This window comes from Prochlorococcus sp. MIT2308, assembly GCF_059772345.1.
In genome coordinates this window covers 1,712,367-1,726,342 of sequence record NZ_CM186283.1, presented here as the reverse complement: position 1 = coordinate 1,726,342, position 13,976 = coordinate 1,712,367, and the positions used below count along the sequence as shown (strand labels likewise).

16 protein-coding genes and 1 tRNA gene are annotated in these 13,976 nt (G+C 36.7%); 12 read left to right on the top strand and 5 right to left on the bottom strand.

Going from position 1 to position 13,976, the window contains the following annotated elements; genetic code table 11:
* Positions 1-26: 26 nt before the first annotated feature.
* The gene (gene petB / locus AC6EIW_RS09845) at positions 27-683 is read right to left on the bottom strand and encodes a cytochrome b6 (RefSeq protein ID WP_413389834.1); all 657 of its coding nucleotides are present in this window, start codon (positions 681-683) and stop codon (positions 27-29) included.
* 69 nt (positions 684-752) lie between these two features.
* Here petB and ctpZ point away from each other — a divergent pair, with 69 nt between their 5' ends.
* From ctpZ to AC6EIW_RS09815, 6 genes are all read left to right on the top strand, one after another.
* On the top strand, positions 753-2,054 hold the full coding sequence (gene ctpZ / locus AC6EIW_RS09840; protein WP_498520446.1) for a carboxyl-terminal processing protease CtpZ: 1,302 nt from the start codon (positions 753-755) through the stop codon (positions 2,052-2,054).
* Positions 2,055-2,065: 11 nt separating this feature from the next.
* The gene (locus AC6EIW_RS09835) at positions 2,066-3,325 is read left to right on the top strand and encodes an HD domain-containing protein (protein WP_498520445.1); all 1,260 of its coding nucleotides are present in this window, start codon (positions 2,066-2,068) and stop codon (positions 3,323-3,325) included.
* A gap of 2 nt (positions 3,326-3,327) precedes the next feature.
* Positions 3,328-3,975, top strand: a complete 648-nt coding sequence (locus tag AC6EIW_RS09830; protein WP_498520444.1) for a septum site-determining protein MinC — start codon at positions 3,328-3,330, stop codon at positions 3,973-3,975.
* 164 nt (positions 3,976-4,139) lie between these two features.
* Complete coding sequence (gene minD, locus AC6EIW_RS09825; RefSeq protein ID WP_498462200.1) at positions 4,140-4,955, top strand: septum site-determining protein MinD; 816 nt, start codon at positions 4,140-4,142, stop codon at positions 4,953-4,955.
* Positions 4,956-4,959: 4 nt separating this feature from the next.
* Positions 4,960-5,298, top strand: coding sequence for a cell division topological specificity factor MinE (gene minE, locus AC6EIW_RS09820; RefSeq protein WP_498520443.1), 339 nt, complete (start codon positions 4,960-4,962; stop codon positions 5,296-5,298).
* Between the two features lie 130 nt (positions 5,299-5,428).
* Positions 5,429-5,500: transfer RNA gene (locus AC6EIW_RS09815), tRNA-Thr, on the top strand.
* A 185-nt stretch (positions 5,501-5,685) separates the two neighbouring features.
* On the opposite strand, the gene AC6EIW_RS09810 is transcribed toward AC6EIW_RS09815, so the two are convergent.
* The 4 genes from AC6EIW_RS09810 to psbM all read right to left on the bottom strand — a co-directional run bounded on the left by AC6EIW_RS09810 (position 5,686) and on the right by psbM (position 7,880).
* The gene (locus AC6EIW_RS09810; RefSeq protein WP_498520442.1) at positions 5,686-6,267 is read right to left on the bottom strand and encodes a Sua5/YciO/YrdC/YwlC family protein; all 582 of its coding nucleotides are present in this window, start codon (positions 6,265-6,267) and stop codon (positions 5,686-5,688) included.
* A 2-nt stretch (positions 6,268-6,269) separates the two neighbouring features.
* The gene (prmC, locus tag AC6EIW_RS09805) at positions 6,270-7,142 is read right to left on the bottom strand and encodes a peptide chain release factor N(5)-glutamine methyltransferase (protein WP_498520441.1); all 873 of its coding nucleotides are present in this window, start codon (positions 7,140-7,142) and stop codon (positions 6,270-6,272) included.
* Entirely contained in the window at positions 7,143-7,589 is a 447-nt protein-coding gene (locus tag AC6EIW_RS09800; protein ID WP_498520440.1) for an acyl-CoA thioesterase, read from the bottom strand. It abuts the gene before it with no gap.
* A 132-nt stretch (positions 7,590-7,721) separates the two neighbouring features.
* Complete coding sequence (gene psbM / locus AC6EIW_RS09795) at positions 7,722-7,880, bottom strand: photosystem II reaction center protein PsbM (protein ID WP_269609630.1); 159 nt, start codon at positions 7,878-7,880, stop codon at positions 7,722-7,724.
* 481 nt (positions 7,881-8,361) lie between these two features.
* Between psbM and psbB the strand changes: the two genes are divergently transcribed.
* The 6 genes from psbB (at position 8,362) to metK (ending at position 13,962) form a co-directional block, all read left to right on the top strand.
* Positions 8,362-9,885 (top strand): photosystem II chlorophyll-binding protein CP47, encoded by a 1,524-nt coding sequence (psbB, locus tag AC6EIW_RS09790; RefSeq protein WP_498520439.1) that lies wholly within the window; start codon positions 8,362-8,364, stop codon positions 9,883-9,885.
* A 37-nt stretch (positions 9,886-9,922) separates the two neighbouring features.
* Positions 9,923-10,018 carry a photosystem II reaction center protein T gene (locus AC6EIW_RS09785; RefSeq protein WP_011294325.1) on the top strand — a complete coding sequence of 32 codons (96 nt, stop codon included), beginning with the start codon at positions 9,923-9,925 and terminating at the stop codon, positions 10,016-10,018.
* Between the two features lie 188 nt (positions 10,019-10,206).
* On the top strand, positions 10,207-10,686 hold the full coding sequence (gene nrdR / locus AC6EIW_RS09780) for a transcriptional regulator NrdR (RefSeq protein ID WP_498462195.1): 480 nt from the start codon (positions 10,207-10,209) through the stop codon (positions 10,684-10,686).
* 103 nt (positions 10,687-10,789) lie between these two features.
* Positions 10,790-11,902 carry a 30S ribosomal protein S1 gene (locus AC6EIW_RS09775; protein WP_498520438.1) on the top strand — a complete coding sequence of 371 codons (1,113 nt, stop codon included), beginning with the start codon at positions 10,790-10,792 and terminating at the stop codon, positions 11,900-11,902.
* Between the two features lie 18 nt (positions 11,903-11,920).
* Positions 11,921-12,709 (top strand): HAD family hydrolase, encoded by a 789-nt coding sequence (locus tag AC6EIW_RS09770; RefSeq protein WP_498520437.1) that lies wholly within the window; start codon positions 11,921-11,923, stop codon positions 12,707-12,709.
* Between the two features lie 23 nt (positions 12,710-12,732).
* On the top strand, positions 12,733-13,962 hold the full coding sequence (gene metK / locus AC6EIW_RS09765; RefSeq protein WP_498520436.1) for a methionine adenosyltransferase: 1,230 nt from the start codon (positions 12,733-12,735) through the stop codon (positions 13,960-13,962).
* Positions 13,963-13,976: the final 14 nt, after the last annotated feature.

The window sequence follows — 13,976 nt, the reverse complement described above, 5'->3', positions numbered from 1 at the left end:
AGATTAAAAACTATTATTTTCTTTTACTATAAAGGACCGGAAATACCCTGTTTTCTAATCATAAGAAAATGCATGAGCATAAAAACTGCTAATAGCCAGGGCATGACAAAGGTATGTAGGCTATAGAACCTTGTCAAAGTCGTCTGTCCAACACTTTCACCACCTCTTAAAAGTTCAACCATGAAGTCCCCAATAACAGGTATCGCAGCTGGGACACCAGAAACAATTTTCACAGCCCAATAACCAACTTGATCCCAAGGCAATGAATATCCAGTAACTCCAAAAGCAACTGTTATGACTGCCATAACCACACCAGTAATCCATGTCAGTTCTCTTGGCCTTTTGAAACCTCCAGTCAAATAAACACGAAAAACATGCAGAATAAGCATCAGTACCATCATTGAGGCACTCCAGCGATGAACTGATCTAATCAACCAACCAAAACTTACGTCTGTCATCAAATAGCTCACTGAGCTATAAGCTTCAGTTACTGTGGGTTTGTAATAAAAGGTCATCGCGAATCCAGTCGCGAACTGAATCAAAAAACAAACCAGTGTTATCCCACCAAGGCAATAAAAAATGTTGACATGCGGAGGTACGTATTTTGAAGTGACATCATCAGCTATGTCCTGAATCTCAAGACGTTCCTGAAACCAGTCATAAACCGGTGAAGAATTCGCCATCCAATTATGATTAGTGTTTCCAAATATCTTACTCGATGTGCTCCTTGGTCGCCGCAAAAGATCAATCCAATGTTTTCATCTGTTAAATCTTTGACTAAATCACTGCAAAGAATTTTTGCATTTTTAATTAGTTTCGGAATTTTCTTTCAAGTTTTACTAAAACCAGCTTTTGCTCTTAATGACGGACAAATGCTTGTTATTGAAGCCTGGAATTTAGTAAATGAGGGTTATCTGGTACCTAGTAAATTTGATGAAATTCAATGGAAAAAACTTCGTCAAAAAGCCCTTGAAAAACCAATAAACAATTCTCAGCAAGCCTATTCAGCAATAGAAGCAATGCTTCTTCCTCTTGGTGACCCTTATACGCGCCTATTGAGACCTGATGATTACGAAGCAATGAAAAAAAGCAACATAGGTAGTGAAATCAATGGTGTTGGGCTTCAATTGGGAGCGAGAAAAGAGGATGGTGAAATAGTTGTCATTTCTCCCCTTGAAGGCTCTCCCTCTGCAGATGCAGGCATAACAAGTGGAACAATCTTAAAAAAAGTTAATGGACAATCTCCAAAGCAATTGGGACTTGAAGCAACGGCAGCAAAATTGAGAGGGCAAACCGGAACTCAAGTAATTGTTGAATTAGAGCAACCTGACAATGAAATCAAAGAGATTTCTTTAGAAAGAAGAAGCGTTGATTTAAGACCAGTTAGAACCAAAAGGATAAGAAATGAATCTCATACATTTGGTTACTTAAGAATTACACAATTTAGCGAGGGAGTGCCTGAGCAAGTCAAAGAAGCACTGGAGGAGCTGACTGTTAAAGAAATAGATGGACTGATTTTGGATTTAAGAAATAACTCCGGAGGTCTTGTAAGTTCAGGACTTGCCGTTGCAGATGATTTCCTCAGCAACATGCCTATTGTTGAAACTAAGAAGAGAGATGCAATAAATGATCCGATCGGCTCTGGGATAGAAACCCTTTATGACGGGCCTATGGTTACGCTTGTAAATGAGGGTACAGCAAGTGCTAGTGAAATTCTTGCTGGGGCCTTACAAGACAATAAAAGATCTGAACTTATAGGCAGTAAAACTTTTGGCAAAGGCCTAATACAATCTTTGAGCAATCTCAGTGATGGTAGTGGTTTAGCGGTAACAGTTGCCAGCTATTTAACTCCAAGTGGAAGAGACATTCAGAATCTTGGAATAGATCCTGATCGACTCTTGGAGATGCCTGAGCCCCTTAACCCAGGCTCTGATGAAGACAGGTGGCTTTCAGATGCTGAGCTGATCATGCAAGCCACATTGGACAAAGAAGAAGTCTCAGAGAAATTATTAAAAGAAAGTCAAGAAAAAGAAGAACAAATAATTAGCGAATAAATCGAGCAAGCATGCCAATAAGAACCTATTACGATCCTCTACATCAATCCATTTCATTAAACAGTTCAATCCCTGAAGAAAAAATGGTGATGGAATTAATAGATTCCTCCCCCTTTCAAAGATTGAGAAGAATTAAACAACTAGGTCCTGCATATTTAACATTTCATGGTGCAGAATCAAGCAGATTCACTCATTCTCTTGGCGTATTTCATATTGCAAGAAGAGCAATCAACCATTTGTCTGGATTTAATTCTAAATTAAAAGAGCACAAATTCATTCTCTACGGTGCTGCTCTTTTACATGATCTAGGTCACGGACCACTAAGTCATACAAGTGAGGAAATATTCAAAATTAAGCATGAAACATGGACGGCAAAATTAATAAATTCAAATCAAGAGATTACTATGATACTTAATAAATATGGCAAAGGAAATGCAAAAGCAATTTCAGATTTAATCCAATCAAGAAAAGCATCAGAGAAATCAATAATTGCCTTAATAAGTAGTCAGCTTGATTGTGATAGGCTCGACTACCTAATGAGAGACAGTTATACAACAGGAGCCAGATATGGACAGCTAGATATTGATCGAATAATCTCAGCAATGATAATTGCACCAGATGGAGATTTAGCAATTCAGCCTAAAGGTTTAATGGCAGTTGAACATTATTTAGTAATAAGAAATCTAATGTACAGGAGCGTATATAATCATAGACTAAACGAGGTTTGTAATTGGTTATTAGAACAAATCATACAAACAGCAAGAAAGATTGGTCCTAAAAAACTATGGGCTGATAAAAACATGTCTGAATGGTTATGGAATCATGAAAAAATGAGTCTAGAATGTTTTTTATCTAATGATGATATCGTGACAGGTTACCATATCAATAAATGGCAAGAATCTGATTCTGATAATCTATCTAATCTCTGCAAACGTTTTATAAATAGAAATTTATTAAAAGCATTAAATATATCCTCCTTCTCGTTAGAGACAAGGCTAGAAGCTCTAGCAAAAGCTAGAACATTATCAGAAAAATATTATATTGAACCAGATATTTCATGTGGATTACGAGAGCAAATAGTTAAAAGCTATCATCCTTATAAACATGGTCTTCGTATATGGGATGGGGAAAACCTACAGGCTCTAGAGAAAGCATCACCATTAGTTGAAAGATTAATTGAGCCTAACCAATCTTCATGGTTAATTTATCCAAAGGAAATAGAAAGTGACTTAAAAATAGAAATAGAAAAGCTCAAAATCAAACATTATTAAAAATGAACTCAAAACCTCAAAAAATTATTATCAATATCAAAGATAGTAAATATTCAGATTGGATAATATGTTTAAAAAATAAATTGAAAATCCTGAACTCAAGAACAATCGAGATCGATTGTAAAAGTCTAGATCTTTCATGTAAAAATATAATGGAAATAAACGCAATTGCTAATTACTATAATTGTAAAATAATTGGTTTTTGTTCAACATCATCAAAAACAATAGTAAGCTCTCAATCACTAGGTTACAATTCTCAATTCATTCTTGAAAATAATTCAAATCTACCCTTAGAGATAAATGAAAAAATTTTAACTTTTTCAAAAACAAACTTTCATCAAGGAACTGTCAGGTCAGGGGAATATATTGAAAGCCCTGGGGATTTATTAATACTTGGAGATGTTAATCCAGGGGCAAAAGTTAGTGCAGAGGGAAATATTATTATTTGGGGAAGACTTCTTGGAATTGCCCATGCAGGCAGCGAAGGGAACTCTAAAGCAACTATTTCCGCACTTCAACTCAGACCTGTTCAACTAAGAATAGCTAAAAAGGTTGCTAGAGGACCCAAAGAAAAGCCTCAACTTGGTCTCGCAGAACAAGCAAGAATATATGCCGAAGAAATTATAATTTCACCTCTCGAGACAACATAGTTTAATAAATCAAAGCAACTAAAACTTTCAAACAGAAACAAGAGGAAATTCCTACTTAAAACATGAGAGATGTCTTCAAAAGCAAACCCAATGCAACCGATCTCACAATAAAGCTTTTTTCTTCATCAAAATCGAACTAAAGTTTGACGAATTCAAGGAGGTCCGTGGCGACAGATACGCGCGTCATTCTTATTTGCTCAGGGAAGGGTGGGGTCGGCAAGACAACCCTTACAGCGAATCTCGGAATTTCACTAGCAAGGCAGGGGCTAACTACTGCTGTTTTAGATGCAGACTTTGGTCTGAGAAATTTGGATTTACTATTAGGTCTTGAGAATCGAATTGTTTATACCGCACAAGAAGTTTTAGAGGAGGAATGCAGACTTGATCAGGCCTTAGTGAAGCACAAACAAGAATCGAACCTATCTTTACTTCCTGCTGGAAATCCAAGAATGCTTGATTGGTTAAAACCCGAAGATATGAAGCGCATAGTCGAGATGCTAAAAGAACAGTTCAACTACGTTTTAATAGACTGCCCGGCAGGAGTTGAAGATGGATTTAAAAATGCTATGGCTGCTTCTCAAGAAGCAATTGTAGTTACCAATCCTGAGGTGTCAGCGGTAAGAGATGCAGACAGAGTAATTGGCTTACTTAATACAAATGCTATAAAACCAGTCCAATTAGTTCTTAATAGAGTTAGGCCAAAGATGATGGCCAACCAAGAAATGCTTTCTATCGATGATGTGACTGATATTTTAGCCTTACCTTTGCTTGGCCTTGTACTTGAAGATGAACAGGTAATTGTCAGCACCAATAGAGGTGAGCCTCTAACTTTAAATAGCGTTAATTCACCAGCAGCAAAATGTTATTTAAATATTGCCAAGAGATTACAAGGAGAAGATATTCCACTTATTGATCCCGCAGAGGAGAATTCGGGAATTGGGGCGAAATTTAGAAGACTAATGCAAACAAAAATTTTCTAAAGAAATGGCAATGACACTTAGAGACATTATCAACAAGCTACTACGTAGACAGCCTGCGAGCGCAAGCACAGCTAGAGAAAGGTTGCAACTTGTTTTGGCTCATGATCGATCCGATCTCAGCGCAGAGCTTTTAGATCAAATGAGAAAAGAAATACTAGAAGTGGTAGCAAAATATGTAGAGATAGATGTTAATGAAGGCGCAGTCAGTCTTGAGACAGAAGATCGCATGACCGCACTAGTTGCAAATCTCCCAATAAAAAGAACTATGACTGGTCAAATTAAACTTAAAGAGAGCATGAATCAGTCAGAAGAAAATTCCAAACAAACTGAAGATACAGAGTAAAGTTCTTAACCAATTAAAAGATGTCACTAATTTGTTGGGTTAGATAAAAAGATCTTTTAAAAAGTATTTTCAACAAATTTCCTATCTGGATCAACTTTTAGATTCCTTTCTTAGGTAAGATGTAAAAATTGCCGGCTTAGCTCAGCGGTAGAGCAGCGCTTTTGTAAAGCGAAGGTCATCAGTTCAAATCTGTTAGCCGGCATTCGAAAATTCTAGAAAGAAAATCTATTTGGCTTTACCACTGATCATCCAGATCAAAAGAGTAGCAAGAAAAAGATTTAAAAATTTTAATTGAGAAATCCACTCAAGACTAATTATGGGGTACTTCAAAAACCACCAAAAAAAAGACTGCAAAAATAAAACTGTTACCAGCAAATAAAGCATTGGTTACTTTTTATTCAAAATAACCGAGCCAGACCTCAACAAATTCCATTCCCCTTCTTTCCATTCAACAACTGTGCTTGCTATTCCAGAAGACTTTGGCCAAGGAACAGGAGCAAGTCTAGGTATTCCAGGGAATTGAATCGAAGCTTCCAGTGCATCTCTAACAGGAGGTTGTCCAGAAATATTTGCACTTGTAGTAGCTAGAGGACCAGTTTGCATTAGCAAATCTCTTGCAAGTTTTAGAGCTGGGATTCTTAGACCTAAAGAATTAGAATTGGAATTCAAATTCTTAGAGAAATTGCCTATTGTTGGAAGGACAATTGTTAACGCTCCGGGCCAATAATTTTTTGCCAATTTCAAACCGTCTTCAATAGCTGAAGGTTTAACAAACTCAAACAAATCATCCAAACATCCTCCCATCAATATAAGCGGCTTGTTTGAGGGCCTTTTCTTGATAGTCCATATTTTCTCAGAGAATTGAGGGTAAGCACAAAGTGCTGGCAAAGTATCTGTAGGAAATAGAGCTAAAGATCCCTTTTTTAACTTCGAGGCCAAGTCAGAAATTTCAAATTGATTAGTGCTCATTTTTATTTTTTGCGACAAATAGCATATCTCTTGATACCACCTAAATCTTTTTCAAAGGAGACTTCTTCCATTCCAATATTCTTCATAAAATTAAGAGTCTTTTCACTTTGATCATAATGATGTTCAATAATTAACCAACCTCCTTTAGCAAGGCCATTTAATGCTCCAAGAATTATTTTTTTTGACGCATTCATTCCATCCTCTCCACCATCCAAAGCGATAAGTGGCTCATGATTTTTTACAACTGGTTCTAAATCTTTTATTAATTTTGAGGGTATGTAAGGAGGATTACTTAAAACCAAATCAAAATATCCCCACCATTTTTCTAAAGGTTCCCACCAATTCCCCAAAGAAAAACTCACATTCGAATTGGGAGCTAATGTTTTTAAATTTCTTTTTGCTAGCTCTAAGGCATCTTTACTAATATCAGAGGCATGTCCATTCCAACTGGGAAGAGCTTTCGCTAAAGATACCGCAAGAGGTCCAGAACCTGTTCCTAGATCAGCCCACCTACCAGAATTCATATCAGACACTTTATTTAAAGCAAAATCAATCAAAAATTCTGTTTCTTGCCTAGGGATAAGAGCACAGCTTGAAACCTCTAACTCAAAATCTCTCCATGGACACTTTGAAATCAAATATTGAAGTGGAGTTTGATCTCTTAAATGAGATTTCCAAAGAACTTCTAATTCTTCAATTGAGATTTCTAAAGAAATAAAATTCTCTGGATTCAAAATTATGTTTTGTAATTGACTCCAAGAAACTCCTGCTGCGATATCTAAAAGCCAATCAAAATCTACTTTTCTACCTCCTTTGAGCATCATGTTTCTTCTCCAATGAAGAAAAGTATTACCAGAAATAGAATTAACAACCATTTAAATTTTAGGACCCTCTTCTAGGAGTAAAAAAAATTTCTTAATTTCAGGAGGAACTTGTCTTACTAATTTTATTGAATCTTTTTCTTTTCTAACCAGAACTAATTCTATCAATGCTTCTGCTCCAATATCACCATTTACTTTTAAAAACAAAGTTTTACACTTAAGTTTTATTTTATTTACAAGATTAAATTGACTTTTTAACAATAATTTTTCACCATGTGTAAAAGATATTTTATATTTAATCTGAGCTGAAATTACAGGTATTTCATATCCTTTTTTAGATAATATTGAATATGTTATTCCAACTTTATTCAAAGCATCAATTCTCCCCTCTTCTAGGAAATTAAAGTAAGACCCATGCCACATAACTCCTGCATGATCAGTGTGCTGAGGAAGAATTGTTTTAGTTAAATTCCACTCTTTTTTTTTAGTAAATTTATTCAAAAGCAAACATTATGTACTAAGCGTATAGTTAGATAAAATTTTTTTCCAGCAATAACTCATAAGCAAAGCTCAACAACTATTAGGATCTCAGAGAGTTGCCCGAGATCATCCTTTCTCAAAAAAATTTCTCGATTACTTTTTAGGTTCAGGGCTCAATCTACCTTTACTTGAATCTGAGTAAAAGCTTGATTTCTCACCTTCGCTGGTGGAGACAAATAAACCAATGAGAAAGATGGTTGGTACGCCAACAAATAAAAGACTTGCGGCAAATCCAAAACTAGTGGTTTCCATAACCGAGGTTTTTACTCAGAACAATTTTACTGAAACAAACTATATATCCCTTCAGCAATAAAACTGAGATTTGGATCAAAGAGATGGAGATTTTGTAATTTGCCGAAAAATTTTGTTTTAAAAACTTCGAGATAAATATTTTTGGGATTAGTAAGAGCTTTAAAAAATTTCTAAAAAATTTTTTTTCACGCGTATTTGATCGAAAAATTTCAGTTTTTTGAAATTGGGTTGATACGGAAACGGCTTAAAATTACAAAATCACTTTAAATTTGAAAATTTCTTTTTTTTCTTTTCTTTTTACTTTTTTCTAGTCTATCACTGGATATTCACCAATATAAGCGACTGAAAACGTGCAAGATTTCATCCAAGAGTGTCAAAAGTCATTTCAGGTCTCTACATCCTGTGCATTAACTCAAGCAATACCATTTACGATCATGCGAGTCTTGCTGCATTAAGCAGCTTCGTTATACGAACCTGACCCATGGGATTGCCCTGGTATCGGGTGCACACAGTCGTCATCAACGACCCTGGCCGCCTCTTGGCCGTGCACCTCATGCATACTGCTTTGTTAGCCGGCTGGGCCGGCTCAATGGCCTTATATGAATTGGCCATTTTTGATCCTTCTGATCCAGTACTTAATCCAATGTGGCGCCAAGGCATGTATGTCATGCCCTTTATGGCCCGCCTAGGAATTACAGGAAGCTGGAACGGATGGGATATAACCGGTGCAACCGGAGTAGACCCCGGCTTTTGGAGCTTCGAAGGGGTTGCTGCAGCTCATATAGTTTTCAGTGGTCTTTTGATGCTCGCTGCCGTATGGCACTGGACATACTGGGACCTTGAATTATGGGAAGATTCACGCACTGGTGAACCCGCTTTAGATCTTCCAAGAATATTTGGAATTCATCTTTTCCTAGCTGGCTTAACATGCTTTGGTTTTGGGGCATTTCATTGCTCAACCGTTGGCATATGGGTTTCTGATCCATATGGATTAACCGGGCATGTAGAAAAAGTCGCTCCAGTCTGGGGTGCAGAGGGATTTAATCCATTCAATGCCGGAGGAATTGTCGCTAATCACATTGGGGCAGGACTTTTAGGAATAATTGGTGGAATATTCCATATCACCAACAGACCTGGTGAAAGGCTTTATAGAGCTTTAAAGCTTGGAAGCTTAGAGGGAGTTCTTGCAAGTGCTCTTGCAGCTGTTCTTTTTGTATCCTTCGTAGTTGCTGGAACCATGTGGTATGGATCAGCTACAACTCCTGTCGAATTATTTGGTCCTACCAGATATCAATGGGACTCTGGGTATTTCAAAACTGAAATCAACCGTAGAGTTCAAGATTCTATGAATGATGGGGCTTCAAAAGCGGAAGCTTACGAATCTATACCTGAGCAACTTGCTTTCTATGACTATGTCGGAAATAGTCCTGCTAAAGGCGGTCTATTTAGAGTGGGAGCAATGGTTAATGGCGATGGAGTGCCAAGTGGATGGCAAGGTCACATCTCATTTACAGATAGCGAAGGTAATGACTTAGAAGTTAGAAGAATTCCAAATTTCTTTGAAAACTTCCCTGTCATTCTTGAAGACAAGGATGGAAACGTTAAAGCTGACATTCCTTTCCGTAGGGCTGAAGCTAAGTATTCCATTGAGCAAACAGGAGTTAAAGCTACTGTTTATGGTGGTGAATTAAATGGACAAACATTTACTGATCCAGTAGTTGTTAAGCGTCTCGCCAGAAAGGCTCAACTTGGAGAAGCCTTCAAGTTTGACAGAGATCGTTACAAGTCTGATGGTGTTTTCAGAAGCTCTCCAAGAGCATGGTTCACCTATGCACACTTGTGCTTTGGCTTGTTATTCCTATTTGGTCACTGGTGGCACGCCGCAAGGACTCTCTTCGGCGACAGATTCTCAGGTATCGATCCAGAGCTAGGCGATCAAGTTGAGTTTGGTCTCTTCAAAAAACTTGGAGACGATTCAACACGCCGAATGCCTGGTCGGGCCTAAGTCAGGATTCTTTACCCCCTTTTTACCGAGAACTTAGATGGAAGCTTTCTCCTACGTGCTAATACTCACTTTGGCACTTGTAACCTTGTTCTTTGCTGTCGCATTTCGCGATCCTCCAAAGTACGACAAGTAAAACACAATAAAAAAAGCCCTGATTTAACGTCAGGGCTTTTTTTATTGTGTAATTACAAATCAAAAGTTATTTTGATTTAATCTCTAAAACATACATTTTTTCTAAATAAAAAGTATGTTTATTTATTTTGCCCCTTCTCAGAAGCCAAATAAATGTTTAAAGTTGGTTAAATTATTCAAAAGGGCTGCATGCAGTGCCCATCTTGTCAAAACACAGACAGCCGAGTTCTTGAATCTCGTTCAGCTGATTCTGGAAGAAGTGTAAGAAGAAGAAGGGAGTGCTTAAATTGCGACTTCCGATTTACTACTTATGAGAGAGTAGAAACAATACCAATCACTGTTTTAAAGAAAAGCGGGGCAAAAGAATTATTTAATCGAAGTAAAATAATCAATGGTTTAAACAGAGCATGTGAAAAAACACTTATAAATACATCTAAAGTTGAATTTATCGTTGACGAAATAGAATTAGAACTCCATAGAGGTGTTCGCAAAGAGGTTAAAACAATTGAGATTGGAGAAATGGTTCTTACACATTTAAAAGATATTAATGAAGTTGCCTATATCAGATTTGCCTCTGTTTACAGACAATTTGATGGAATAAATGATTTCATGAAAACCCTTGAATCACTAAAACCAATAAAAAAAGAACAATTGGCATCAGTTCTTTAACTAGAAAGACCTATCAATAAAGTAGAATTTAATTTCAATTTGGTCGGCGGGCCATTTTGTATTTCTATCGCACTGTCCTAAAAAGGCAGACCGCCATTCAAGCATGTCAGAAAATCCAGCAGGTAAAGCTCAAGAAACAAATCCTGAAAAAGAAACATCAATACCTGAAGAAAGCTCAACAAATTCCTTAAATACAGAATTTGAAGAAAATTCCACTAATCAGTTAAAAGAAGAAGAGGAAATCCCTAAGGACATTCCAACTGCTGACAATTCTTCAAGCAGAGTTACTAAGACTGATCTTGAAAGTGCAGGCTTCACTCTTGATGAATTTGCATCTTTACTAAGCAAATATGACTACAACTTTAAACCTGGCGACATAGTTAATGGAACTGTGTTTGCTCTTGAATCCAAAGGAGCAATGATTGATATTGGCGCCAAAACAGCTGCTTTTATGCCAATGCAAGAAGTATCCATTAATAGAGTAGAAGGGCTGAGTGATGTTTTGCAGCCTACAGAAATTAGAGAATTTTTTATAATGACTGAAGAGAATGAAGACGGCCAATTATCTTTATCGATTAGAAGAATTGAATATCAACGAGCTTGGGAAAGAGTTAGACAATTACAAAAAGAGGATGCCACAATTTACTCAGAGGTTTTTGCTACTAATAGAGGTGGGGCTCTCGTTAGAGTTGAAGGTCTTAGGGGATTTATTCCTGGATCACATATTAGTACTAGAAAAGCAAAAGAAGAGCTAGTAGCAGACTTTCTACCATTGAAATTTTTAGAAGTTGATGAAGAGAGAAATAGGCTTGTTTTAAGTCATCGAAGGGCCTTGGTTGAGAGAAAAATGAATCGCCTTGAAGTTGGAGAAGTTGTTGTAGGAGCAGTAAGAGGAATCAAACCCTATGGTGCATTTATTGATATCGGAGGTGTAAGTGGACTTCTACATATCTCTGAAATAAGTCATGAGCATATTGAAACTCCTCACTCAGTATTGAATGTTAACGATCAAATGAAAGTAATGATAATAGATCTGGACGCTGAAAGAGGCCGAATTTCCCTTTCCACAAAAGCTCTTGAGCCAGAACCTGGAGATATGCTGACAGATCCTCAGAAAGTTTTTGATAAAGCGGAAGAGATGGCAGCAAGATACAAACAAATGCTTCTTGAGCAAGCGGAAGAAGGAGAAGATCCTATTGCAGTAATGACTATTTGATTATTTACATTTATTGAGATGGCAGAATTATTTATAAGAAATAACTCTGTTGGTTTAATTAAAGGAATAATATTTGACAAGGATGGAACTTTATCAAACAGTGAAAAATGCTTACTAGAACTAGCAAAAACCAGAATAGAATTTGCAGGTAAAAAATTTAGAGAATTAAAAATAAACAATCTTAGAATTACTTTATTAAAAAGGTTACTTAAATCTGTTTATGGATTAACAAAACAATCTCTTTCTGCTAATGCAAGTCTTGCGATTGCATCTAAAGAGAATAATATTTTATCTACTGCAACAATTTTCACATTGTTTGGTTTTGATTGGTTTAAATCACTTTCAATAAGTGAAGAAATCTTCGATGAAGTAGATATTTTCCTTTCTACTAATAGATCTAGAATGAAAAAGCATAGAACTTTAATTTCAGGAGCATTTGATCTATTAGTTTCTCTAAGAAACAAAAAAGTAAGCATTGCATTAATGACAAATGATACTCAAGAAGGAATTGAAGAATTTATCATCAAAAACAAATTAGAGGGTATCTTTGATTATTTCTGGAGTGCAGAGGATAAACCTTCCAAACCCAAACCAGAGGCAGTTATAGAACTTTGCAAAAAAATGCACTTAAAACCATCGGAATTTGCCCTTATTTCAGATGCTGATACTGATTTAAAAATGGCCAAAAAAGCTGATATTCCAATAGTAATAGGCTTCACTGGTGGCTGGGAAACCCCCCCGATTCTTACTGAAACAAGATTTCTTGTAAAAAACTTGAATGAATTAACAATTCATTCAAGCTACTAAAATAATTAAGATTAATATTTCAAATGAGTAGATACGTTTTCACATCTGAATCTGTCACTGAAGGGCATCCAGACAAAATCTGTGATCAAGTTAGTGACGCAGTTTTAGATGCATGCTTAAGTGCAGATCCAACCAGCAGAGTCGCTTGCGAAGCAGTTGTTAATACTGGGTTATGCTTAATAACTGGAGAAATAACCTCTAAAGCAGAAGTAGATTTCAATAAGCTTGTAAGAGAAGTAATCAAAAAAATAGGATATGAGGGTTCTAGTGCTGGTGGATTTGATGCGAATAGTTGCGCAGTCCTTGTAGCACTTGATCAGCAATCATCTGATATTGCTCAAGGAGTAGATGAAGCAGAGGATCACTCAACTGATCCGCTAGATCAAGTTGGTGCTGGAGATCAAGGAATCATGTTTGGATTTGCTTGCGACGAGACTCCTGAGTTAATGCCATTACCAATCAGTCTTGCTCATCGGTTAGCTAGGCGACTTGCATTTGTAAGGCATCAAAAAATGATTGATTATCTATTACCTGATGGGAAAACCCAAGTAAGTGTCTCTTATGAAAACGGAGTACCTTCCTCTATAGACACAATATTGATTTCTACCCAGCATCAATCTGAAGTCGATGGATTAACTCTTGAGAAAGAAGTTCAGCAGAGAATTTCAAAAGACCTATGGAAATTTGTTGTTGAACCTGCTACTGAAGACCTACCTCTAAAGCCCTCTCAAGATTCAACTCGTTTTCTTGTTAATCCAACTGGGAAGTTTGTGATTGGAGGTCCACAAGGCGATGCAGGTCTAACTGGAAGAAAAATAATTGTTGATACCTATGGTGGGTATGCTCGACATGGAGGAGGTGCTTTCTCAGGGAAAGATCCTACAAAGGTTGATAGATCTGCAGCTTATGCAGCAAGATTTGTTGCGAAGGCTTTAGTTGCAGCAAATCTTGCAAAAAAAGTTGAAGTTCAATTAAGTTATGCAATAGGAGTTGCCAAACCGATCTCAATACTTGTGGATTCATTTGGTACGGGGAAGATTTCAGACAATGAACTAACGAAACTTGTACAAGATCAATTTGATCTAAGGCCAGGCGCAATTATTAAAACTTTCAATCTTCAAAACCTACCAAGTATTAGAGGTGGAAGTTTTTATCGAGATACTGCTGCCTATGGTCATTTTGGCAGAACTGATATTCTTCTCCCATGGGAGGACGTATCTCAAAAAGCCAAAGAATTGAGAAGTCATATATGAAACAAATTAAAATT

Excerpts from the sequence above, each read along its gene's own strand:
- psbB (WP_498520439.1), top strand. The coding sequence starts at position 8,362 with ATGGGATTGCCCTGGTATCGGGTGCACACAGTCGTCATCAACGACCCT.
- AC6EIW_RS09770 (WP_498520437.1), top strand. The coding sequence starts at position 11,921 with ATGGCAGAATTATTTATAAGAAATAACTCTGTTGGTTTAATTAAAGGA.
- prmC (WP_498520441.1), bottom strand. The coding sequence starts at position 7,142 with ATGGTTGTTAATTCTATTTCTGGTAATACTTTTCTTCATTGGAGAAGA.
- AC6EIW_RS09830 (WP_498520444.1), top strand. The coding sequence starts at position 3,328 with ATGAACTCAAAACCTCAAAAAATTATTATCAATATCAAAGATAGTAAA.
- AC6EIW_RS09785 (WP_011294325.1), top strand. The coding sequence starts at position 9,923 with ATGGAAGCTTTCTCCTACGTGCTAATACTCACTTTGGCACTTGTAACC.
- psbM (WP_269609630.1), bottom strand. The coding sequence starts at position 7,880 with ATGGAAACCACTAGTTTTGGATTTGCCGCAAGTCTTTTATTTGTTGGC.
- AC6EIW_RS09810 (WP_498520442.1), bottom strand. The coding sequence starts at position 6,267 with ATGAGCACTAATCAATTTGAAATTTCTGACTTGGCCTCGAAGTTAAAA.
- ctpZ (WP_498520446.1), top strand. The coding sequence starts at position 753 with ATGTTTTCATCTGTTAAATCTTTGACTAAATCACTGCAAAGAATTTTT.
- minE (WP_498520443.1), top strand. The coding sequence starts at position 4,960 with ATGGCAATGACACTTAGAGACATTATCAACAAGCTACTACGTAGACAG.
- nrdR (WP_498462195.1), top strand. The coding sequence starts at position 10,207 with ATGCAGTGCCCATCTTGTCAAAACACAGACAGCCGAGTTCTTGAATCT.
- AC6EIW_RS09775 (WP_498520438.1), top strand. The coding sequence starts at position 10,790 with ATGTCAGAAAATCCAGCAGGTAAAGCTCAAGAAACAAATCCTGAAAAA.
- petB (WP_413389834.1), bottom strand. The coding sequence starts at position 683 with ATGGCGAATTCTTCACCGGTTTATGACTGGTTTCAGGAACGTCTTGAG.
- AC6EIW_RS09835 (WP_498520445.1), top strand. The coding sequence starts at position 2,066 with ATGCCAATAAGAACCTATTACGATCCTCTACATCAATCCATTTCATTA.
- metK (WP_498520436.1), top strand. The coding sequence starts at position 12,733 with ATGAGTAGATACGTTTTCACATCTGAATCTGTCACTGAAGGGCATCCA.